The organism is Pseudomonas yamanorum (assembly GCF_013386765.1).
GTDB classification, from domain to species: domain Bacteria; phylum Pseudomonadota; class Gammaproteobacteria; order Pseudomonadales; family Pseudomonadaceae; genus Aquipseudomonas; species Aquipseudomonas yamanorum_A.
Window position 1 is genome coordinate 82,368 of the sequence record NZ_JACARE010000003.1, and the last position, 21,825, is coordinate 104,192.

At 58.0% G+C, this 21,825-nt stretch carries 17 protein-coding genes and 1 tRNA gene; 11 read left to right on the forward strand and 7 right to left on the reverse strand.

Going from position 1 to position 21,825, the window contains the following annotated elements; all coding sequences use genetic code 11:
- Window positions 1–242 precede the first annotated feature (242 nt).
- The 4 genes from HX875_RS01040 to HX875_RS01055 all read left to right on the forward strand — a co-directional run bounded on the left by HX875_RS01040 (window position 243) and on the right by HX875_RS01055 (window position 3,336).
- Window positions 243–1,529 carry an OprD family porin gene (locus HX875_RS01040; protein WP_177040985.1) on the forward strand — a complete coding sequence of 429 codons (1,287 nt, stop codon included), beginning with the start codon at window positions 243–245 and terminating at the stop codon, window positions 1,527–1,529.
- Window positions 1,530–1,731: 202 nt separating this feature from the next.
- Window positions 1,732–1,947: a tautomerase family protein gene (locus HX875_RS01045; RefSeq protein WP_003218111.1), complete on the forward strand. Its 216-nt coding sequence runs from the start codon at window positions 1,732–1,734 to the stop codon at window positions 1,945–1,947.
- The gene (locus tag HX875_RS01050) at window positions 1,944–2,594 is read left to right on the forward strand and encodes a DsbA family oxidoreductase (protein WP_177040988.1); all 651 of its coding nucleotides are present in this window, start codon (window positions 1,944–1,946) and stop codon (window positions 2,592–2,594) included. Before HX875_RS01045 ends, HX875_RS01050 begins: the two co-directional genes overlap by 4 nt.
- Before the next feature lie 31 nt (window positions 2,595–2,625).
- Entirely contained in the window at window positions 2,626–3,336 is a 711-nt protein-coding gene (locus tag HX875_RS01055; protein WP_003218108.1) for an SDR family NAD(P)-dependent oxidoreductase, read from the forward strand.
- Window positions 3,337–3,504: 168 nt separating this feature from the next.
- On the opposite strand, the gene HX875_RS01060 is transcribed toward HX875_RS01055, so the two are convergent.
- A complete protein-coding gene (locus tag HX875_RS01060) occupies window positions 3,505–3,786 on the reverse strand; it encodes a DUF3077 domain-containing protein (protein ID WP_177040990.1) in 282 nt (93 codons plus the stop codon).
- Between the two features lie 497 nt (window positions 3,787–4,283).
- Here HX875_RS01060 and HX875_RS01065 point away from each other — a divergent pair, with 497 nt between their 5' ends.
- The gene (locus HX875_RS01065) at window positions 4,284–5,255 is read left to right on the forward strand and encodes a hypothetical protein (RefSeq protein WP_177040992.1); all 972 of its coding nucleotides are present in this window, start codon (window positions 4,284–4,286) and stop codon (window positions 5,253–5,255) included.
- A 102-nt stretch (window positions 5,256–5,357) separates the two neighbouring features.
- Here HX875_RS01065 and HX875_RS01070 read toward each other — a convergent pair whose 3' ends face one another.
- From HX875_RS01070 to HX875_RS01090, 5 genes are all read right to left on the reverse strand, one after another.
- Window positions 5,358–6,365, reverse strand: a complete 1,008-nt coding sequence (locus HX875_RS01070; RefSeq protein ID WP_177040994.1) for an FRG domain-containing protein — start codon at window positions 6,363–6,365, stop codon at window positions 5,358–5,360.
- Between the two features lie 90 nt (window positions 6,366–6,455).
- A complete protein-coding gene (locus HX875_RS01075) occupies window positions 6,456–7,187 on the reverse strand; it encodes a hypothetical protein (RefSeq protein WP_177040996.1) in 732 nt (243 codons plus the stop codon).
- Window positions 7,188–7,696: 509 nt separating this feature from the next.
- The gene (locus HX875_RS01080; protein WP_177040998.1) at window positions 7,697–8,053 is read right to left on the reverse strand and encodes a hypothetical protein; all 357 of its coding nucleotides are present in this window, start codon (window positions 8,051–8,053) and stop codon (window positions 7,697–7,699) included.
- A 539-nt stretch (window positions 8,054–8,592) separates the two neighbouring features.
- Window positions 8,593–9,411, reverse strand: coding sequence for a hypothetical protein (locus tag HX875_RS01085; RefSeq protein WP_177041000.1), 819 nt, complete (start codon window positions 9,409–9,411; stop codon window positions 8,593–8,595).
- An 81-nt stretch (window positions 9,412–9,492) separates the two neighbouring features.
- Window positions 9,493–9,568, reverse strand: a tRNA-Thr gene (locus HX875_RS01090).
- Between the two features lie 285 nt (window positions 9,569–9,853).
- On the opposite strand from HX875_RS01090, the gene HX875_RS01095 reads away from it, so the two are divergent.
- A complete protein-coding gene (locus tag HX875_RS01095; protein WP_177041002.1) occupies window positions 9,854–10,264 on the forward strand; it encodes a hypothetical protein in 411 nt (136 codons plus the stop codon).
- Window positions 10,265–10,403: 139 nt separating this feature from the next.
- Here HX875_RS01095 and HX875_RS01100 read toward each other — a convergent pair whose 3' ends face one another.
- Window positions 10,404–10,640, reverse strand: a complete 237-nt coding sequence (locus HX875_RS01100) for a DUF2790 domain-containing protein (RefSeq protein WP_177041004.1) — start codon at window positions 10,638–10,640, stop codon at window positions 10,404–10,406.
- Between the two features lie 689 nt (window positions 10,641–11,329).
- On the opposite strand from HX875_RS01100, the gene bcsQ reads away from it, so the two are divergent.
- From bcsQ to HX875_RS01125, 5 genes are read left to right on the forward strand one after another with little or no spacing between them, the layout of a single operon-like run.
- Entirely contained in the window at window positions 11,330–12,313 is a 984-nt protein-coding gene (bcsQ, locus tag HX875_RS01105; RefSeq protein WP_177041512.1) for a cellulose biosynthesis protein BcsQ, read from the forward strand.
- Window positions 12,310–14,529, forward strand: coding sequence for a UDP-forming cellulose synthase catalytic subunit (gene bcsA, locus HX875_RS01110; protein ID WP_177041006.1), 2,220 nt, complete (start codon window positions 12,310–12,312; stop codon window positions 14,527–14,529). The genes bcsQ and bcsA overlap by 4 nt, the downstream gene beginning before the upstream one ends.
- A complete protein-coding gene (bcsB, locus tag HX875_RS01115) occupies window positions 14,526–16,784 on the forward strand; it encodes a cellulose biosynthesis cyclic di-GMP-binding regulatory protein BcsB (protein WP_177041007.1) in 2,259 nt (752 codons plus the stop codon). Before bcsA ends, bcsB begins: the two co-directional genes overlap by 4 nt.
- On the forward strand, window positions 16,781–17,977 hold the full coding sequence (gene bcsZ, locus HX875_RS01120) for a cellulose synthase complex periplasmic endoglucanase BcsZ (RefSeq protein ID WP_177041009.1): 1,197 nt from the start codon (window positions 16,781–16,783) through the stop codon (window positions 17,975–17,977). Before bcsB ends, bcsZ begins: the two co-directional genes overlap by 4 nt.
- A complete protein-coding gene (locus HX875_RS01125) occupies window positions 17,959–21,810 on the forward strand; it encodes a cellulose biosynthesis protein BcsC (RefSeq protein WP_177041011.1) in 3,852 nt (1,283 codons plus the stop codon). Before bcsZ ends, HX875_RS01125 begins: the two co-directional genes overlap by 19 nt.
- Window positions 21,811–21,825 lie beyond the last annotated feature (15 nt).

Below are 21,825 nucleotides of genomic sequence, written 5' to 3' on the forward strand. Positions count from 1 at the left end.
GTTTCTTAGACTTTTTTAGCCTAAATACAGACGATTCACGAAATTGACACACAGTAAAGGGCGCGGATAGGATTCGCCCCAACGCCTGTGGCTAACCGCCATGACTTCTCCAATAAAAAAAGGCCCGCGGCATTTTAGTCGTCCGCGGGCCTTTTTTTATCTGGGGAAAGTCGACACCAGAAAAGCAACACGGAGCCTGGTGTCACAGCGCGTACTCAACCAGTAATAAGGAATATAAGAAAATGTTGAAACAACGGATGGGGCTGATCGCTCTGGGGATTTTGAGCGCTACGCAAGCAATGGCTGACGACCAATCCCAATCAAAGGGTTTTGTTGAAGACAGCCACCTGAACATTGCGGCACGCAACGCGTACATCAGCCGCGACTACAAGAACGGCAAGCAAGACAAAGCCGAATGGGGCCAGGGTTTCATCGGCAAGTTCGAGTCCGGCTTCACCCAAGGCACCGTCGGTGTGGGTGTGGACGTGATCGGCCAGTACGCCATTCGCCTGGACGGTGGTAAAGGTCGCAGCGGTGCTGGCGGTATCGACTTCTTCAAGCAAGGCGACAGCGGCGCAGCAGCCGATGACCTGGCCAAGGGCGGCGCAGCCGTCAAGGCACGCATCTCCAACACCGTGATCAAATACGGTCAGCAGATGCCAGCCGTGCCGGTGCTGCAGTACGACAACTCCCGTCTGTTGTCGGAAACCTACGAAGGTACTTCGATCGTTTCCAAAGAAATCGCCGGCCTGCAACTGGACGCTGGTCACTTCACCAAGGAAGCTCGCAAGAGCGCCGAGGGTTCCGACAGTGGCGCGCTGAAAAGCATCGACTACATCGGCGGTAGCTACAAATTCACCGAAAGCCTGTCGGCAGCGCTCTACGCTTCCAACATGCAGGACGTGCTGAAGAAGCAATACGTCAACGTCAACTACGTGCTGGCCCTGCCAGAGAAACAATCGTTGACCTTCGACTTCAACGGCTACAAAACCAAGCTCGACCGTAGCTTCGCCCTGGAAAACCAAGGTGACGCCGACGCTCGCGACAACAAAATCTGGAGCCTGGGCGCCACGTGGGCCGTTGGCCCGCACAGCTTCACCCTGGCCCACCAGCGCAGCACCGGTGACACCGGTTACCTGTACGGCGGCTACCGCAACGCAGGCGGCATCGGCGACGGTGGCAACACCATCCTGCTGGCCAACTCCTACTGGTCTGACTTCAACGGCAAGGACGAGCGCTCCTGGCAAGCAGGCTACGGCCTGGACTTCAGCGCCTTCGGCGTGCCTGGCCTGACCTACAACATCGCCTACGTGCGCGGCACCAACATTGACGACGGTTCCAACCGCGGCAGTGGCACCGAGCGTGAGATCTTCAACCAGTTCAAATACGTGGTACAGAACGGCCCGGCCAAAGACCTGAGCCTGCGTGCCCGTGCGTCGTGGTTGCGCGTTTCCAACAACGCCAGCAACTACAACGTGGGCGGTAACGAGATCCGTCTGTTCGCCGACTACCCAATCAACGTTTTCTGATTGATTCGGCGTCGCGCCTGATTCCAGGCGATAAAAAACCCCGACTGGTTCGGGGTTTTTTTATGCCTGGGATCTGAGCTTATTGATTACATAGCATCACTAATGAAGTACTCCGCCCCACCTTTATCCACCTCAAGCAACCTCATAAATTGGCCCCACTGCCTGCCCATCATGCCGATGGGCACGTCACTGGAGCCTTGTCATGCCATTTGTCAGCGTACGCATCACCCGCGACGGCGTTACCTCGGAGCAGAAAGCCCAGGTCATTGCCGAAATCACCGAAACCCTCGAGCGCGTCCTCAACAAACGCCCCGACCTGACCCACATCGTCATCGAAGAAGTCGACACCGATAACTGGGGCTATGCCGGTATCACCACCACTCAATACCGCAAACAGCTCGCGGAAAATCCGTCATGAGCACGCCCGTCACCCTCGACTTCATCTCCGACGTGGTGTGCCCGTGGTGCGCCCTCGGCGCCACCGCCCTGGAACGAGCCATCGACAACCTGGCGGGCGAAGTGAAGGTTGAGCTGACCTTCAAACCCTTCGAACTCAACCCCGACATGCCGGCCGAAGGCGAAAACGCCGTCGCCCACATGATGCGCAAATACGGGCGCAGCGCCGAGGAAGTCGCCAGCGGTAAAAGGATGCTGATGGAGCGCGGCGAGGCCATCGGCTTCAGCTTCGACCTGGAAAAACGCAGCCACTTCTACAACACCTTCGACGCCCATCGGTTGCTGTTTTGGGCGTTGCAGCAAGGGCGCCAGACCGAGCTGAAAAAGGCCTTGTTGCGTGCGTACTTCAGCGATGGCCAGAACGTCAGCGACCCCGAAACCCTGGCGCGTTTAGCCGCCGAGGCCGGGCTGGACCTTGAAGGCGCACGCAAGGTGCTGGGCTCTACCGCCTACGCCAACGAAGTGCGCGAGCTTGAAGTGTTCTACCGCGAGCACGGCATCAACTCCGTGCCGGCCATGGTCCTCAACGGCCGCCAGTTGGTTTCCGGGTCGCAATCAGTCAGTTACTACGAACAGATGCTGCGGGAAATGTCCGCCGCGGCTGCTTGAACCATCCCATTTTCCCTATAGAGGTTTCATCATGAGCAATTCGAAAAAAGTCGTTGTGATTACCGGCGCATCCCAAGGCCTTGGCGCGGCGGCGGTAAAGGCTTACCGCGAGCTGGATTACCGCGTGGTAGCCACCTCCCGGTCGATCAAACCGTCGACCGATCCGGACATTCTTACCGTAGCCGGCGACATCGCCGACCCGGCCACCGCCGAGCGCGTCATCCGCGAAGGTGTGGCGCGGTTTGGCCGCATCGACAGCCTGATCAACAATGCCGGGATCTTCGTTGCCAAACCGTTCACCAGCTACACCCACGAAGACTACGTGAACGTGCTGGCGGTGAACCTGAACGGATTCTTCTACATCACCCAACTGGCGATTACCGAGATGCTGAAACAGGGCGCCGGGCACATCGTCAACATCACCACCAGCCTGGTGGACCACGCGATTGACGGCGTGCCATCGGTACTGGCTTCGCTGACCAAAGGCGGGCTGAACTCGGCGACCAAATCGCTGGCGATTGAATACGCCAAGCGCGGGATTCGGGTGAATGCGGTGAGCCCGGGGATTATCAAGACGCCGATGCATGGTGAAGAGACGCATGCGGCGTTGGGCAGCTTGCATCCGGTTGGGCATATGGGGGAAGCGCGGGATATTGCGCAGGCGATTGTTTACCTGGAATCGGCTGGGTTTGTGACGGGTGAGATTCTGCATGTGGATGGTGGGCAGAGTGCCGGGCACTAAGCGACGCGGCTGAACGAAAAAACGCCCCGGACCGTGATGGTTCGGGGCGTTTTTGTGTGTGACGGCTTCAAGCCAAGCACTCTAAAACAAACAACAAAGATCAAATGTGGGAGCCGGGCTTGCCCGCGATGGCGATGGCCCAGCCAACACATCCACAATCTGATACACCTACAGATTATTGCCCGGCGACTCCAACACCTTCACCACATCATCAATCACCGCCTTGCTCATCTCTTGCAGATAGTGCGAAGCCCAGGCGTAGCGATCCGTATCCCGAATCATCGCCGCGTCCTCTGCCAACAGCTTGGCGACATGCAGCAAATTGGATACGTGAGACAGCGCTTCAGGCAGGGAAACCCCGCTGTTAACGCGAAACAAAGGCTGGTCGGAATGAAATGAAAAAGGCGTAACGCCGAGGGTAGTGAGGTTAGACGGATTTGGAGCGTTCATCGGTAAAACTCCCGTATCAAGTGAGAGCTACCACGTTCGTTCTCAGGCGAATGGGTGGCAGCTGTGCGCAGGCTGAGAACCGGAGATACAGGAACCCGGCAGACCCGAAGGTCTCCCACGCACAGCCGCCATTGCACGAAACTACGGGCGTAAAAAAACGCCTGCAAATCGTGATTGGTGGCGCTGTTGCGCCTGCATCATGTCGGGTTCTCAGGCCCGGTCGCTGAATTGGCAGCGACGGGGGGAGGGTAGCGTGGTGGTGGGGTGGGTGCAACTGGGGAAATAGTTGTTTCGTTTTGCTGCTGCCGGGCTTGGTTCTGGCGGCCTGAAAATGAGTCTGTCGCGTTTTCTCAGAACGCTGAGCTTGAAGGGCAGGTTTGCTATTCCTGCAGCCAGCTCAGGATGCAAAATCGTGCGGCTCGTGCAGTTATGCCGTTTTATGGATACGTCATAATTATTGGCTACCCATAATTTGGCATAAAGAAGACGGCCATCCGATGGACGACGCAATTCGCCGCAGCGTAGAACGACAATTCGCCGAACTTACCGGCGGTTACCATCTGCCACGCTTTGCCCGCGTTGTCGCAGTGGCCGACGCGCCCGCCGGCGTCGGGATCTGCGACGACTTCCGTCCACGCGACGCGGTCGACATTGAGGTCATGGGCCCGGACGGTGAGCCAGACACCAAGCTGCCGATCCTGGCCGGCGTGCCTTTGCCGCTGCCCACCGGTGGCGAGGAAATGGGCATTTATGCGTTCCCCGAGGAAGGCACCCAAGTCGTGCTGTGTTTCGCCTACGGCCTGCCGCACAAGCCCTATATCCAAACGATTCTGCCCCACGGCCTGATCATGCCCAGCGTCCCGAAGGGTGACCAGGTGTGGCTGCACAGCGAAGCCTGTCAGCAGCGTGTCGACGCGGACGGCAACTGGCTGCGCCAGACTGACGGCAAGATCCTGGACAAGGCGATCGAGCGGGAAGTGGAGGCGATGGGCAACACGGAGCGGTTCCAGAGCCACACCAGGACCGTGGACGACCATTCCACCGAGTTGGTGGGCGGCATCAAGACGTTTGAGGCCTTGGGAGCGCTCAAGCTGCTGTCGGGCGGATCTGCGAGCCTGGCGGCGGTGGATGACTTGCACCAGGCGACCGGGCGGGACTTGAACCTGGTGGTGGGGCAGAAACACAACGCCACGGTAGGTGGCGACATGGAGGAAAGGATTCACGGGTTACGCAAGAGTGTGGCGGTGTTCAACCAGCAACTAATCGCGCCCAAGACATGGTTGGGATCTGATGCTGTGAACGTGCTGCAGGTGCTGTGCGATCTGCTCGATCTGGTCGAGCAAATGAATATTCAGTTAGCTGTTCATACCCATGGTCCGACACCAGTACCTAACAACGCGGCCGCATTTACTTCTAAGGCAGTTGAAACACACCAATTAGCCAGACAACTTGAAGAAATAAAGCTGTAACGTCAAGTCGGATGAGATTTATAGAAATAAATGTAGCCCTGTTTCGCAGGGCTACACCAGAATACTCTGTTGCGTAGGGTATTATAGATAATTTTAATAGGCTCATTTTCTGCGAGACTTGGGAAAGTATTGCCTTTCTTCAATCTCCATATTCGCACCGCTATACCCAGGAAATAATTTTGATGGACCATAACCGAGCGCTCTAAGATGCTTTGCAACTTTTTCAGACTCATTATTAGGGAGCGTAATTTTAATGAGCATGTTAGGTCTTTCGCCTATCTTATGGCTGTCGAAATACTTCTGTATTAAACTTACTAAACATGTTTTTGCATCATCGGTATAGAGTTCATCACCCAAAAGACTATCAATTCCCGAGAGCTTTGTAGACCAGTGTGTAAATAAACCCTGCTGGGCGGATAGGTTAGGGTTGCCGTGATAGGGTGGGGTGATTAACTTAAGCGGAAACTCCCTGAGTAGTTTTTTCTCTCCTAATAAATCCGCAGCTTTATGAACCTCATATAAAAAACCTATATCTTGGATGTTAAGTCCCCAAATACATAGCTCGCCATTTGTATTGAACCCCTTTTTTTCTCCGCTAAGCTTTGGTGCCGTTGCAAAATAAGCCGCTACCAGGGGGTCGTAAGTCCAGTCTAGTAAGCGTGTAGGAACCCCGTAATGTTGAGCTAGGGCAGCCGCATTTAGCATGTCATCTGGAAGCCAAGTGTCCCCGGTTTTCCATCCTGCCATTGTATTATATTCGGCTTTTTTGTAATGTAGATTTCGAAGTAGTTTAGATTCTGGTATATAGAGTCCTTGCATGTCTGCAATTCTATAAAAGTCGCGAATTAATTGATATTCGACTGTTGCTTGAGTGTAGGGTTCGTTCTCTCTGTCGGGTGGAACATCAAAAAAAATCAACATTTTTTTTCGCATGTCTTCAAGAGCACCGTCGCGTAGTGCAGAAGGGACGAGCGAGTAATTTGCGTTGTGTTGGCCTCTGAATATGTAGTCGCCGAAGGATAACTCCCTGCTTGGTAGTTTTCGGTGCAGTAAAATATTTAAGAACTCATCGCTCGTTAGTGTTTTCTCTTCTAGAACTAATGTGCTCATGTCTTGCCTTCATTCTTCAGATAAAAGTGATTTTTTCTTGCGTTAAGACAAAATCTACCTGAGCGTCTAGCGCCCGTAGAGTCGCTTGATTTAAGCGGGCTGTTCTTGGTCCTTCAATATTCCGTAAATACCCATGAATTGAATATCCAAAAAGTCATTGTTTCGAATCAATGTGAGGATTTGATTTGGTCTGAACATCACCTGTCTAGCGTTAATAGAACCATCCCAAGTCTGAAACAAGAAATTTTCTGCGACTTTAAAATCAATACCCCACCAGTGTACAAATACATTTAGGAATGAAGTCATAACCTGAAGCGCCGCCTTGGCATCCTTATGAGTGTAGAGCTCTGGGTCATTACCTAGGAGCTTCGGCTTTGGGTCCTTTCCTTTCTTAAACTCTGTCTTTAGGGCAGTGTGGCTGATGGTGCCATCTTCGCCTGCTGCGGTTTCCACTGACATGGACCGGGTTGCGACTTTCGGATGAACCATAACATTTCGGTTTTTTATAAGGTTTTTAACCGCTTGAACGTAAGAGTCTCCGGCATCAAGGTGGTGATTTGTATGCCATTGAAGAACAAAATCAAATTTTTCTATTGTTGTGAATTTATCGATTTTCTCTCGCAAAACGCCTATCAATTCGATTGATTCAAGGAACGAATTAGCCGCCGCCTCGATTGCATAGTTCACAGACAATACTGAAGACTTTGCCAGCGCGCTATTTAGATCTGAGTCTTCGCATGCTGCTGCCGCCTCATATAGTAGAACGGCATCCGAGAAAATCAGCAAAAAGTTGTTTTGCGATAACGTTACTTCACGAATCATATTCCTCTCCTTATCTAGCTGGTAGATGTCCTTGTGGCTCGTGCTGGTGGAGCGTAACACCCGCGCTACGTTGAGGTGATGAGTCAAATGCAGGTGCAAGATTGAAAAAATCCACACTCGTAAAAAACCAGTCTGAAAAGCACTTATCCCCCTCCCGCCGACGGGGTTTGCGTCCTTTTTTTGTGCAAACCCGGATGTAGTGCAAACGAACCGGCAGCCCAGGCGGGCCGGGGCGTTCTGCGGGCGACCGGCAGTTTCACAGATTGCAAAGTTTTGAAGAGAAGTGCAGTGCGGTTGCACAGCGGTCCAGCAGACGACTACGAACGGGTCAGGGCTGGAGGCCCCGGTTTCGTTGGGTCGAAAATTTTAAAACATTCGAACCAGGCGGTTTTCAGAATCGCAATCGGTCGAAAGTGCACGTCATTGCAGTTACAGGGCGTGTCTCAGGATATGCAGGGAGCTGCCCGCCGGCTGGGCCTGGTAGGCTGATTACATGGGGGAGAGGGAATTCAAACTTTTGCAGCGGCGCCGCGTACATGAGGGAGGGCGCCGAGGCGTTCCAGGCGGGCGAATTCCGCTTCTACCAACGGGACCAGCAACTGGTTCAATGAGCCATAAAGTGTGTCGGCCTGATGTTGAGTCAGTCGTTTTACCGTGCCGGTCACGCCGCTGGCGCCGCACACGCAATCGGGATCAATCCCGAGGATGTCCAGCGCACCATCTATATAGCCTCGCAGGTAGTCAGCGCGGTTGAACAGAATCAGGCTGGCCGGGCCTTTCAGGTAGTCCCAATGGACTTCCCACAGGGCGCCTTTCTTGATGACTTCAATTTTTGGAATGGGAGCGACGGAGCTGGGCTTTGTCATTGTGTTCTCCGGATTAAAGTCACGAAGCGAGAGCAGTCTGGTGGGGCGTGCCTAAACGGCTGCTGAAAACTTTTTCCATGTACACCCCCTCCTGACACGTAAGTGGCGTCAGTGGGTCGAGAAACGCCTGAAAAGCCCCGGATTCATTGGGGGGCGTCACTTACAGTCACGTCGTCAAAAAGTGTAAGTCAGGAAAGAGGCTTTAAAAAACCCTTTAAAAACAGTAGGTTGAAAAATCCTTCACTTACAGTCACGAACTGTTCGGCACCGACACTGATTTGACAGTCTACTTACGGTTTAGAAATGGTTCTAAGCTGTTGAAATATAAGGGATAGAGATAGATAAAAAATCTCACTTACACTTCTTGCGCACTTTTGATGGGTGCACCGGAAAAAAATTCCCGTGTGTCGTAGGCGGGACGCTTGAGGGGTGGACACACTTCTGCGGCGTTCACTTTGGCGGGGTCTTGGCCAACCAGTACTGCCTCATCTCAACGTTCGAGCTGATACCAAAACCCTGAAATACTCATCTGACAGTCACTAATGTGGTGTCGCACGTTCAGTACGTTTTGAGATCCACCAAGCACATAAACCCCCGAGGATGAATAACGCTGGCAGCAAAACGGGCAACCCTAGCGAAAACGGAAGAAACGCTTCTATCTGGGCCTTCATGCCCCTAAGAATGAAAACGACTCCGGTTATTAAGGTGATACCTGTCATGCGGGCAAGTGAGCTAGATACGATGAGCCTCCGGCTCGCAAATGCCATATACAAAAAGTAAAGGGTGATCATGCAGAGAGCCACAATAAGCGTCACCGCAATGCTAACGCGATTGGGCGCAGGTACGGATGAATCGACATATTTTACCTCCTTAATACCTGCAATCCGCGCATGCGCTTCGAACTTAGGCGCCCCTCCCGATGTAAGGATTGTGAAGAAAACTGAGTCGTCGGGATTCACCAAATAAGGAGCGATCTTGGCCCGTTTGTCATCGACGGATATTTTTGCTGTGATGCCAGCAGGAATGGTTTCAGCGATCTGGGCAGTAACAACCGAGGCCTCATTCTTCGTGAACAATTCGATTGGCGATTCAAACTCACTGCTTAGAATTGGTTTTGATCCATCATTCACTACCTCAAAAAGCGAGAGATAAGGACGATCGATATTATGTCCGTCTAGGGTAACCTGGAGGTCTTTGATGCCTGCTTTCGGGCCTAGCTGAAGGGTCGTCGAAGACGAGAGTTTGACTGAAATAGACCGCGCTTCTTGGCTGGATTGCCAGAGGACAGGGATTAGCGCGCAAACAAGCGTGACTAAAAACATCACAATATATTTCCAGTCGATCGCCTTCCAGTTCATCGCGTCATTCCGTTGTTACGTGACTTGTTACGTTTAGCAGACAAACAAAAGCCCCGCATCACTGCGAGGCTTTGTTTTGTATGGTGCCGGCACCAGGAGTCGAACCCGGGACCTACTGATTACAAGTCAGTTGCTCTACCAACTGAGCTATACCGGCGTGTTAGGGCGACGATTATAGCGATTGGCAAGCTTCTGTAAACCCCTGAATTCTGACTATTTTTGCAACCGCCCGGGTTTTTTCTGCTCGGCCTCGTTTCAACCACCCAAACCCCGCAAATCCCATGCGCTGGATCACTGGAAAAGGTCTGTGCGTAGTGGCAACATGCCACTCATCATCAGCCGTCCCAGAGATGAAGGGGCGCTCCAACGAACCATCGGCATCTATCAGGATCAATCCTGAGCGCGTTCGCGCGACGAATGCACTCATATAAGGAAGCACCACGTGAAACGGAATCTCTCCCTGGCTCTGATCGTCCTGGCCGCCACCCTCGGTGGCTGCGCCGCCTACAAGCCAGCCAACGACCCGGCCCTTGTCGGCCAATGGAAAGGCCTGCGCGCAGAAAGCGGCAAGTGCCAGTTCCTGTCCTGGAACAATAACCTCAAGCCCGACGGCCGTTTCACCATCACGTTTTTCCGTGATGCGCAGCAAACCCAGCCGATTCAAACCGAGAAAGGCACCTGGTCTGCGGCTAATGGCAAGAATGAGTTGAGAACGGATGGCGTGCGTACGCCTGATATCTACACCTACAAGATGGTCGACACCGACACGGTTCATTACGTGAGTGTGGCGGCGGACCCGACTGGCGATTGCCAGGAGGATTATGAGTTCACCGAGCACCGTATTCGCGGTTAAAGCGATTTAGCTTCAGATGAGATTTTGTGGCGAGGGAGCTTGCTCCCGCTGGAGTGCGCAGCGCTCCCACTGTTTTTTGGGGCTGCTTCGCAGCCCAGCGGGAGCAAGCTCCCTCGCCACAGGTTTGTTGCTCACGCTGTTAGCTGCCTTCATTGCACGAGTCCGCAAACTTCATGTACTCAAACACGCGCTTCTGGCCATGGGAATCCAGGTAAGTCATCCGCGCATTCACCACGCCACACGCGGCACCACCATCGTCCACCGTCGACAGCACTTGCTGAATATCCAGCTTTTGGCTGGCCTCGGCGTGGGCTGAAAAGGCGGCAATGTTGAGCAAGGCAAACAGGCTGCTGGCGATGAAGGTGGTCCGGTTCATGGGGTGTCCTCTGGGGTTCAATAGGTGATGTGTTTCGTTGGAGCCTATTGAGCGCCCGGGAGGTATCCGGCCTGTGTCATGCACCCCGGCCTTTTGCCTCGCCATGTATTGAGAGGGGAATTGCATACAACTTGATACATAAACCCGACCGTTAGAGGGATTAGTCGGTCAGGCCTTTTGCTTAGATGTTTTCGGCATAACGACCATCGGTTTTCCCTTGAATAAGGCGAGCCTTTACGTATTCTGTTTCGAAATATTAAGCGTCAGATTAATAGCGGAATCGTTTAATCGCTTTTATGGCGCGCTGAGGGTTAATCACTTAGTTGTAATTTGATTTGTCAGCTAAGCAGGTTTTCCTGACCAGCCGGCCAGCAATTTTACCAATAAAGCATCACAACCTTTTGATCTTCAAGAAAATGGTAAAAAAATCAAAAATAAGTCAAAAAATCGACACAATGCCACTCGTCGGAAAGAATTAATCCAAAAGCATCAAAATACTGACACCATCAATCTGATATCACAGAATGCCGCCTGCCAACACATAACTAGAAATACCAAGGTCAGCCTTATGCGCTGACCTTTTTATCGCCTTTAAAGCTATTAATCGGGGAGGGCCGTGGGTGAGTCGCGCAGACGATATTTCAAAACTATTCAATAAGCTGGGCGCCAATCCAAATGGCTACCGGGAGTTGCAGGCCGTCCACGATTATCTTGAGGATGATGTGGTCGTCGAGCGTTTCGACGCCGTGCCCACCCCCGTCAAGGCCGCTTCTCCGGTCGTCCGGGATGAGCCGCCGTCGGCGCCATTGCTGCGTTTGCTCGAGGAGTTGACCCAGGCCGAAGCCGGTCACGTGCAGCCACCCGAAGTGGTGGAAGGGCCGACGGGTGAGGTGTACTCGGAGCAATCGTCGCCCAAGGTGATTGTGGTGGTGTCGCTAAAAGGCGGCGTCGGCCGCAGCACGCTGACCGCCGCCATCGCCAGCGGCTTGCAGCGTCAAGGTCGCCCGGCGCTGGCGCTGGACCTGGACCCGCAAAACGCCCTGCGTCATCACTTGTGCCTGGGCCTGAATCTGCCCGGCATCGGTGCGGCGAGTTTGAGCAATGAGTCGTGGGAAGGCCTGTCTGAGCGTGGCTTTGCCGGTTGCCGGCTGGTGGCGTTCGGTGAGACCAACAACGAACAGCAACAAAATCTCAATCGCTGGCTGGGCGAAGAAACCGAATGGCTGCCCAAGCATCTGGCCGGCCTGCGCCTGAATGGCCAGGACACGCTAGTGATCGACGTGCCCGCCGGCAACACGGTGTACCTGCATCAGGCCATGGCCCTGGCCGATGTGGTGTTGGTGGCGGTGCAGGCGGACGTCTCGTCATTCAGCACCCTGGCCCAGATGGACAGTGTGCTGGCGCCGTACCTTGAGCGCGCAAAGCCGCCACAGCGTTACTACGTGATCAACCAACTCGACGGCGCCCACCGCTTCAGCCTGGACATGGCCGAAGTGTTCAAGGCGCGCCTGGGCGATGCACTGCTCGGCACGGTCCACCGTGACCCGGCGTTCAGCGAAGCCCAGGCCTACGGCCGCGATCCCCTCGACCCTACCGTCAACAGTCTCGGCTGCCAGGACATTCATGCCCTGTGCCGCACGCTGCTCGAACGCATCGATTCGGACCTTCCATGACCGACACTACGTCCTCTACGCCCCACACCCCGGGGCGCACTGAACAGCGCCTGGACGCCGCGATTTCGCGCTTCAACCGCTGGCCCGATGCGCTACGCAAAGTGCTGGTGGTGATCAGTTGCGTGATCGGCACCCTGTTGCTGGTGAGCATCGTCAGCGCGCCGCTGGACCTCTACAGCCAGTGCCTGTTTGCGGCTGTGTGCTTCCTCGCGGTGCTGGTGCTGCGCAAGATTCCCGGGCGCATGGCGATCCTCGCGCTGGTGGTGTTGTCGCTGGTGGCGTCGCTGCGCTACATGTACTGGCGCCTGACCTCCACCCTGGGCTTTGAAACCTGGCTGGACATGCTCTTCGGCTATGGCCTGGTGCTCGCCGAATTGTACGCGCTGGTGGTGCTGATCTTCGGCTACGTGCAAACCGCCTGGCCGCTGCGTCGCGAGCCGGTGTGGCTCAAGACGGAGCCGTCGGAGTGGCCCACTGTCGATGTGTTCATCCCGACCTATAACGAGGCGTTGAGCATCGTCAAACTGACCATCTTCGCCGCCCAGGCGATGGACTGGCCCAAGGACAAGCTGCGGGTCCACGTACTCGACGATGGCCGTCGCGATGACTTCCGTGATTTCTGCCGCAAGATCGGCGTGAACTACATCCGCCGCGACAACAATTTCCACGCCAAAGCCGGCAACCTCAATGAAGCGTTGAAGATCACCGACGGCGAATACATCGCGCTGTTCGACGCCGACCACGTGCCGACCCGTTCCTTCTTGCAGGTCAGCCTCGGCTGGTTCCTCAAAGACCCCAAGCTGGCGATGCTGCAAACGCCGCACTTCTTCTTTTCGCCCGACCCGTTTGAAAAGAACCTCGACACCTTCCGCGCCGTGCCCAACGAGGGCGAACTGTTCTACGGCCTGGTGCAGGACGGCAACGACCTGTGGAACGCCACCTTCTTCTGCGGTTCGTGTGCGGTGATTCGCCGTAAGCCGTTGCTGGAAATCGGCGGCGTGGCCGTCGAGACCGTGACCGAAGACGCTCACACCGCGCTCAAGCTCAACCGTCTGGGCTACAACACCGCTTACCTGGCAATCCCGCAGGCTGCGGGCCTGGCCACTGAAAGCCTGTCGCGCCATATCAACCAGCGTATTCGCTGGGCGCGGGGCATGGCGCAGATTTTCCGCACCGACAACCCGCTGCTGGGCAAAGGCCTGAAGTGGGGCCAGCGCATCTGCTACGCCAACGCCATGCTGCACTTCTTCTATGGCTTGCCGCGGCTGGTGTTCCTCACCGCACCGCTGGCCTACCTGATTTTCGGCGCGCAGATCTTCCACGCTTCGGCGCTGATGATCGTCGCCTATGTATTGCCCCACCTGGTGCATTCGAGCCTGACCAACTCGCGGATCCAGGGGCGCTTCCGCCACTCGTTCTGGAACGAGGTCTACGAGACCGTGCTGGCCTGGTACATCCTGCCGCCAGTGCTGGTGGCGCTGGTCAACCCTAAGGCCGGTGGCTTCAACGTCACCGACAAGGGCGGGATCATCGACAAGCAATTCTTCGACTGGAAACTCGCGCGGCCGTACCTGGTACTGCTGGCGGTGAACCTGGTCGGGCTGGGCTTCGGTCTCTATCAGTTGATCTGGGGCGATGAGTCCACCGCGGTCACCGTGGCAATCAACCTGACCTGGACCCTCTACAACCTGATCATCACCAGCGCTGCAGTGGCGGTGGCTTCGGAGGCGCGGCAAGTGCGTTCCGAGCCGCGGGTCAGCGCAAAATTGCCGGTCAGCGTGATCTGCGCCGACGGCCGTGTGCTCAAGGGCACCACTCAGGATTTCTCGCAAAACGGCTTCGGCCTGATCCTCGCCGACGGGCACCAGATTGCCCAGGGCGAACCGGTGCAGTTGGTGCTGTCGCGCAATGGTCTGGACAGCCTGTTCCAGGCGCGGGTGGTGTTCAGCAAGGGCGCGCAGATTGGCGCGCAATTCGATGCACTGTCCCTGCGCCAGCAAAGCGAACTGGTACGCCTGACGTTTTCCCGCGCCGACACCTGGGCCGCCAGTTGGGGCGCCGGCCAGCCCGATACACCGTTGTCTGCCCTGCGTGAAGTCGGTGCCATCGGCATCGGCGGCCTGTTTACCCTGGGCCGCGCCACGCTGCATGAATTGCGTCTGGCGCTGCGCCGCACTCCCTCACAACCGCTCGATACGCTGATGGACAAGCCATGACTTCCACGATATTTGCCCGCCCGCAGTCGCGCGGTGTGCTCGCGCTGATGATCGCTTCGCTGCTGGGCCTGGGCTCGCAGGCACAGGCTGCTGCACCCGCCGTTGCGGTGCAGAGCACGGATGACGGCTACAGCCTGACCCTCAAGCAATTGGGCCGCCGCGACACCATGAACCTGCAAGGCGTGGAAGCGTCCGACAGCGTCAACTTCGACATCCGTGCCGATGAAGTAGTGAAGGGCGCGCAACTGCTGCTCAAGTACAGCTACTCGCCGGCGCTGCTGGCGGACCTGTCGCAGATCAACGTGCTGGTCAACGACGAAGTCGCCGCCAGCCTGCCGCTGCCTAAAGATGGCGCAGGCATCCAGCAGGAAAAGCTGGTGCAGATCCCGGCGCACCTGATCACCGAATTCAACCGCTTGAGCCTGCAGTTCATCGGCCACTACACCATGTCCTGTGAAGACCCGCTGCACAGCAGCCTGTGGGCCAAGATCAGCAACAGCAGCGAGCTGAAAGTGCAGGTGCAGCCGATCGTCTTGAAGGACGACCTGTCGGTGCTGCCGCTGCCGTTCTTCGACAAGCGTGATGCGCGCCAGGTCAGCCTGCCGTTCGTGTTTGCCACCGCGCCCGACAACGCCGCGCTGGAAGCCGCCGGTGCACTGTCGTCGTGGGTAGGCGGCATGGCCAGCTACCGCGGTGCGACGTTCCCGACCACCCTCGGCGAGATCCCGGCCAAGGGCAACGCCATCGTGCTGGTGCAAAGCACCCAGGCCGTGGACGTACACGGTGTGGCAGTACCCGAGCCAAAAGGGCCGACCCTGACCCTGATCGCCAACCCCAACGACCCGAATGGCAAGCTGCTGATCGTCTCCGGCCGCGACGGCGCCGAGCTCAAGCGCGCCGCCACCGCCGTGGTGCTGGGCAACCCGGTGTTGACCGGCAACAGCGTGGTCATCACCAAGCTCGACACCCTGGCCCCGCGCCGCCCGTACGACGCGCCGAACTGGTTGCCCAGCAACCGCCCGGTACGCCTTGGCGAGCTGGTGGAGCTGAAAAAACTCAACGTCTCCGGCTACAACCCGGGCCCGATCAGCGTCGACCTGCGCCTGCCGCCCGACCTGTTCAACTGGCGTGAAGAGGGCGTGCCGCTCAACGTCAAATACCGCTACACGCCACAGCAGGTGTCTACCAACTCGTCCTTGCTGATTGGCCTGAACGACCAGTTCATGAAGTCCGTGGCGTTGCCGTCGGTGACCAACCTGGGCGGGGGGCAAAGCCTGCTGGACCAGCTGAAGAAAGACGAAACCCTGCCCCGTGAAGTGACGACCCTGTTGCCTATCAGCTCGGCTTCGCCCAAGTCCAAGCTGCAACTGCGCTTCATGTACGACTACATCAAGGAAGGCGAATGCCGGGACATCATCGTCGACAACATGCGCGGCGCGATTGACCCGGACTCCAGCCTGGACCTGAGCACCTACCAGCACTTTATTGCGATGCCGAACCTCGGCGTGTTCAACGATTCGGGCTTCCCGTTCACCCGCCTGGCTGACCTTTCGGAGTCCGCCGTAGTGATGCCGGACAACGTCGGCACCGATGAGCTGAGCGCTTACCTGACCGTGATGGGCCGCTTCGGCGAGTCCACCGGCTACCCGGCCACCGCTGTCAAAGTGGTGCAGGCCAAAGACGTGCAAAGCGTTGCCGACAAAGACCTGCTGGTGCTCGCCACCGGCGGCAACCAGCCGCTGTTGCAGCAATGGCAGCAGTACCTGCCGGCTACCAGCGACGGCCCGCAGCACCACTTCCTGCTGTCTGACCTGCCGCGCTATGTGCGCAGCTGGATCAGCCCGGACGCCGCCGCCAACCAGCATCCGGCCAACGCCGGTATCACCTTTAGCGGCCTGAGCAACAGCACCTGGTTCGCCGGTTTCCAATCGCCGCTCAAGGCCGGGCGCAGTGTGGTACTGATCGCCAGCAACCAGCCGCAGGGCCTGCTTGAAGCGACCTCGGCGCTGATTGGCGGTGACGACTACAAAGACTCGATCCAGGGCAGCCTGGCGGTGGTGCAGGGCACGCAGATCAGCTCGCTGGTCGCCGACCAGCAGTACTACGTCGGCGACCTTAACTACTTCAAATTCATGCAATGGCAGCTGTCCCAGAACCTGGGCTGGATGTTGGCAATCACCTTCCTCGGTCTGCTGGTGCTGACCTGCCTGATCTACCTGGCACTGCGTGCCCGTGCAAAACGGCGGTTGGCATGAGCCCTTTGCGTAGCGCGATTCTGGCCGTGATCGGCAGTACCTTGTTTGCCGGTGCCGCCCAGGCACAGACCTGTGATTGGCCGCTGTGGCAGAACTATGCCAAGCGCTTTATCCAGGACGATGGCCGGGTGTTGAACTCGTCCATGAAGCCGACGGAAAGCAGCTCGGAAGGGCAGTCGTACGCGATGTTCTTTGCCCTGGTGGGCAATGACCGGGCGACCTTCGACAAGCTCTGGACCTGGACCAAGGCCAACATGGCAGGTGCCGACATCGGCCAGAACCTGCCGGCCTGGTTGTGGGGCAAGCGCGCCGACGGCAAGTGGGGCACGATCGACCCCAACTCCGCCAGCGACGCCGATTTGTGGATGGCCTACGCCTTGCTCGAAGCGGCGCGCGTGTGGAATGCACCGCAGTACCGCAGCGACGCGCAACTGGTGCTGGCCAACGTTGAACGCAACCTGATCGTACGTGTGCCGGGCCTGGGCAAGATGCTGTTGCCGGGGCCGGTGGGCTATGCGCATCCGGGCGGCCTGTGGCGCTTCAACCCAAGCTATCAAGTGCTGCCGCAACTGCGTCGCTTTGCAAAAGAACGTCCGAACGCCGGTTGGAGCGAAGTGGCCGAGAGCAACGCGAAGATGCTCGCCGACCAACCGAGCAACCCCCACGGCCTGGCGGCCAACTGGGTCGGTTATCGCGCCACCAGTGCGAACACCGGGCTGTTTATCGTCGATCCGTTTTCCGATGACCTGGGCAGCTACGACGCGATCCGCACGTACCTCTGGGCCGGCATGACCGCCAAGAGTGACCCGCTGGCCGCGCCGATGCTCAAGGCGTTGGGCGGGATTTCCCGGGCGACCGCTTCGTCGGTCACCGGTTTTCCTCCGGAGAAAGTCCATGTGCTGACCGGTGAAGTCGAGAAAAACAACGGCTACACGCCGACGGGTTTCTCGGCCTCCACCATGGCCTTCTTCCAGGCCCGGGGCGAAACCGCCCTGGCGCAACTGCAAAAGCAGAAGGTCGACGACGCCCTCGCGAAAGCCCTCGCGCCATCGGCGGCGGACAGTGCGCAGCCGATCTACTACGACTACATGCTCAGCCTGTTCGGCCAGGGCTTCGCTGATCAAAAGTACCGTTTCGAACAAGACGGCACGGTGAAATTATCCTGGGAGTCAGCATGCGCCGTCACACGCTAGCCGTTGCGATTCTGGCGGCCCTGGCGTCTACCGCCAGCTTTGCCGAAACCACTGACCCGCAAAGCCTGCTGATCGAGCAGGGCTATTACTGGCAGTCGAAAAAGAACCCGGAACGCGCCCTCGAGACCTGGCAGAAACTGCTGCGCCTGAGCCCCGAGCAACCGGATGCGCTGTATGGCATCGGCTTGATTTCGGTGCAGCAACAGCGCCCGGCTGAAGCGCAAAAGTACCTGGCCCGCCTGCAGGCGTTGAGCCCGGTGCCGCGCCAGGCCCTGTTGCTGGAGCAGGACATCACCCTGAATATTCCGGCCAACGCCAAGTTGCTGGAGCAGGCCCGCGAGCTGGGCGAGCCTGAAGAAGAGCGTGAGCAGGCGGTGGCGTTGTATCGCCAGATCTTCCAGGGGCGCCAGCCTCAGGGCCTGGTCGCCCGCGAGTATTACAACACCCTGGGCTTTACATCCAAGGGCACGAACGAAGCCATCGCCGGCTTGCAACGCTTGTCCCGCGAGCGGCCGAATGACCCGATTGTGGCGCTGTTCCTGGCCAAGCATCTGGCGCGTAACCCGGCCACCCGGGCCGACGGCATTCGTGCGCTGGCCAAGCTGGCGCCGAACAACGACGTGGGCGGCAATGCCGATGAAACCTGGCGCTTTGCGCTGATCTGGCTCGGCCCGCCGAAGAGCGATCAGGTGCCGTTGTTCCAGCAGTTCCTCGCGGTGCACCCGGACGACACCGAGATCCGTGCGCTGATGAACAAGGGCATCGCCCAGGGCAAGAGCGGCGCCGGTTGGCAACGTGATCCGCAGATGACCAAGGCGTTCAAGGCGCTGGATGACGGCGACCTGAAAACCGCCGAGCCGCTGCTGGCTGCGCGCCTCAGCGAAAAATCCAACGACGTCGATGCCCTGGGAGGCATGGGCGTGCTGCGCCAACAGCAGCAGCGCTTCAGCGAGGCCGAAAGCTACCTGGTACAGGCCACCCGTTTGCCGGGTGGCGCGGCGTGGCAGTCGGCGCTCAATGATGTGCGCTACTGGAACCTGCTGAACCAGGCTCGCGATGCGCAGCGTGGCGGTCGTACCAGCCAGGCCCGTGACCTGGTGGCCCAGGCCGAACGCCTGAACCCTGGCCAGCCCGGCGCGGCCGTGGCGCTGTCCGGCTTCCAGGCCCAGGACAATCAGTTCGAAGCCGCCGAAGCCGGCTACCGCAAAGTACTCGCCCGTCATCCTGGCGACCCGGATGCACTGAGTGGTTTGATCAACGTGCTGTCCCAATCCGGGCAGCCGGAAGAAGCCTTGAAGCTGATCGACTCGGTATCGCCCGCCGAGCGCGCCAAGTTTGCGCCGAGTGTGAAGATCACCGCGTTGCGCGCCACTCAGGTCGGCAAGCTGGCCGAGCAACGGGGTGATTTGAAAGCCGCGCAAGCCGCCTACAAACAAGCCCTCGATGCCGACCCGGAAAACCCGTGGACGCGCTTCGCCCTGGCACGCATCTACCTGCGCGACGGCCAGATTCGCAACGCCCGCGCACTGATCGACGGCTTGCTGGCCAAGCAACCGAACCAGCCGGACGCGCTGTACACCAGCACGCTGTTGTCGGCCGAGTTGAGCGAGTGGAAGAAAGCCGAAGAGACCCTGGCGCGGATCCCGGCCGGGCAACGTACCGCCGACATGAACGAGCTGGGCATCGATATCGCCCTGCACAAGCAGACCGACATTGCCATCGAGACCGCACGCCGTGGCCAGCGCCCGGAAGCCCTCGCGCTGCTGGGCCGCAGTGAAGCCATGACCCGGCAGAAGCCTGAGCGCCTGGCGATTCTGGCTGCCGCTTATGTGGAAGTCGGTGCCACGCAGCAGGGCCTGGATATCATGCAGAAGGTGGTGGATAACAACCCGAACCCCACCGTCGACCAGAAGCTGCTGTACGCCAACGTGCTGCTCAAGGCCAACCACTACACCGAGGCGGGCGACATACTGCGTGAAGTGCAGGGCCAGCCATTGAGTGAAACAGGCCGCCAGCGCTACGACGATTTGATCTACCTGTACCGGGTCAAGCAGGCCGATGCCTTGCGCGAGAAAAACGACCTGGTCGCGGCCTACGACATGCTGTCGCCGGCCCTTGCCCAGCGCCCTAACGATGCACTGGCGGTAGGTGCCTTAGCGCGGATGTACGCGGCCAGTGGCAACAGCAAAAAAGCCATGGAGCTTTACGCTCCGTTGATCCAGCAGAACCCGAACAACGCCCGCCTGCAACTGGGCCTGGCGGATATCGCGCTGCAAGGTCGTGACCGTGGCCTGGCGGAAAGCGCCAGTGAAAAGGCGCTGTCCCTGGAACCGGGTAACCCGGAGATCCTCACCTCGGCGGCGCGCATCTATCAGGGCCTGGGCAAAAACAACGAAGCCGCTGCGCTGCTGCGCAAGGCGCTGGCGATTGAGAACAGTCAGAAGAGCCAGACGCAACTGGCCCAGGCCGGTTCCCAGGGCGTCCCTTACAACCCCTTCGTCGGCTTGCCGGGCCAGCGTCGCCAGGTCACTGACCTGACCGTCGCCGGTCCAGTACCGCCGCCGATTGATGCACCGACCAATGTCGTGCCGGAAAACGCTTTGGCCGCCTCCGGGCGTCCGGCGTCGAACAACTGGAGTGAGCCGTTCGAGCCACCGTCGAAGATTGCTTCCCTCGACACCGCCAACCTGAGCCCGGCGCGTCGTGCGCTGGATACGATCCTGCGAGATCGCACCGGTTATGTGGTGCAGGGTTTGAGCGTTCGCAGCAATAACGGTGAAAGCGGGTTGAGCAAAATCACTGACGTTGAGGCGCCGTTCGAGGTGCGGATTCCAGTGGGTGACCTCAACGTTGCCGCACGCGTGACGCCGGTGCACTTGAGTTCCGGCAGTGTGAAAAGCGACTCCGCCACCCGGTTTGGCGGTGGTACTGCCAACCCGGCGGGCTCTCAGAGCGACACGGGTGTCGGTTTCGCCGTTGCCGTGGAGAACCCGGATGAAGGCCTCAAGGCCGATATCGGCGTCAGCCCGCTGGGCTTCCTGTACGACACCATCATCGGCGGCGCCAGTGTCTCGCGGCCGTTTTCCCAGGGCTCCAATTTCCGTTACGGCGTCAACGTTTCGCGGCGTCCGGTCACCGACAGCGTGACCTCCTTTGCCGGTTCCGAAGACAAGCGCACCGGCGAAAAATGGGGCGGCGTGACCGCCAACGGTGGGCGTGGCGACCTGAGCTACGACAACCAGAAGCTCGGTGTGTATGGCTACGCGTCGTTGCACGAGATGCTGGGCAATAACGTCGAAGACAACACCCGTCTGGAACTGGGCAGCGGCATCTACTGGTACCTGCGCAATACCCCGACCGACACCCTGACCCTTGGTCTCAGCGGTTCGTACATGCGCTTCAAAGAGAACCAGGGTTACTACACCTACGGCCAGGGCGGCTACTTCAGTCCACAGGGCTTCTACTCCCTGGGTGTGCCGGTGCGTTGGGCGCAGAGCTTTGATCGCTTCAGCTACCAGATAAAAAGTTCGGTGGGCCTCCAGCGTATCGAGCAAGATGCAGTCGATTATTTCCCGGGGCATGACCAGCTTCAGCGTGCCCGGGGCAATCCGAACTATGCCCAAGATACAAAAACCGGCATCGGCTACAGCTTCAACGCTGCCGCCGAATACCGCCTCAGCTCGCGCTTTTACCTGGGTGGCGAAGTCGGTCTCGACAACGCCCAGGACTATCGCCAGTACGTCGGCAACGCCTACCTGCGCTACCTGTTTGAAGACCTGAGCGGGCCTATGCCCTTGCCGGTCAGTCCGTACCGTTCCCCTTATTCGAATTGATTGATAGGAGTCATC

Excerpts from the sequence above, each read along its gene's own strand:
- HX875_RS01040 (WP_177040985.1), top strand. The coding sequence starts at position 243 with ATGTTGAAACAACGGATGGGGCTGATCGCTCTGGGGATTTTGAGCGCT.
- HX875_RS01045 (WP_003218111.1), top strand. The coding sequence starts at position 1,732 with ATGCCATTTGTCAGCGTACGCATCACCCGCGACGGCGTTACCTCGGAG.
- HX875_RS01050 (WP_177040988.1), top strand. The coding sequence starts at position 1,944 with ATGAGCACGCCCGTCACCCTCGACTTCATCTCCGACGTGGTGTGCCCG.
- HX875_RS01055 (WP_003218108.1), top strand. The coding sequence starts at position 2,626 with ATGAGCAATTCGAAAAAAGTCGTTGTGATTACCGGCGCATCCCAAGGC.
- HX875_RS01060 (WP_177040990.1), bottom strand. The coding sequence starts at position 3,786 with ATGAACGCTCCAAATCCGTCTAACCTCACTACCCTCGGCGTTACGCCT.
- HX875_RS01065 (WP_177040992.1), top strand. The coding sequence starts at position 4,284 with ATGGACGACGCAATTCGCCGCAGCGTAGAACGACAATTCGCCGAACTT.
- HX875_RS01070 (WP_177040994.1), bottom strand. The coding sequence starts at position 6,365 with ATGAGCACATTAGTTCTAGAAGAGAAAACACTAACGAGCGATGAGTTC.
- HX875_RS01075 (WP_177040996.1), bottom strand. The coding sequence starts at position 7,187 with ATGATTCGTGAAGTAACGTTATCGCAAAACAACTTTTTGCTGATTTTC.
- HX875_RS01080 (WP_177040998.1), bottom strand. The coding sequence starts at position 8,053 with ATGACAAAGCCCAGCTCCGTCGCTCCCATTCCAAAAATTGAAGTCATC.
- HX875_RS01085 (WP_177041000.1), bottom strand. The coding sequence starts at position 9,411 with ATGAACTGGAAGGCGATCGACTGGAAATATATTGTGATGTTTTTAGTC.
- HX875_RS01100 (WP_177041004.1), bottom strand. The coding sequence starts at position 10,640 with ATGAACCGGACCACCTTCATCGCCAGCAGCCTGTTTGCCTTGCTCAAC.
- bcsA (WP_177041006.1), top strand. The coding sequence starts at position 12,310 with ATGACCGACACTACGTCCTCTACGCCCCACACCCCGGGGCGCACTGAA.
- bcsB (WP_177041007.1), top strand. The coding sequence starts at position 14,526 with ATGACTTCCACGATATTTGCCCGCCCGCAGTCGCGCGGTGTGCTCGCG.
- bcsZ (WP_177041009.1), top strand. The coding sequence starts at position 16,781 with ATGAGCCCTTTGCGTAGCGCGATTCTGGCCGTGATCGGCAGTACCTTG.
- HX875_RS01125 (WP_177041011.1), top strand. The coding sequence starts at position 17,959 with ATGCGCCGTCACACGCTAGCCGTTGCGATTCTGGCGGCCCTGGCGTCT.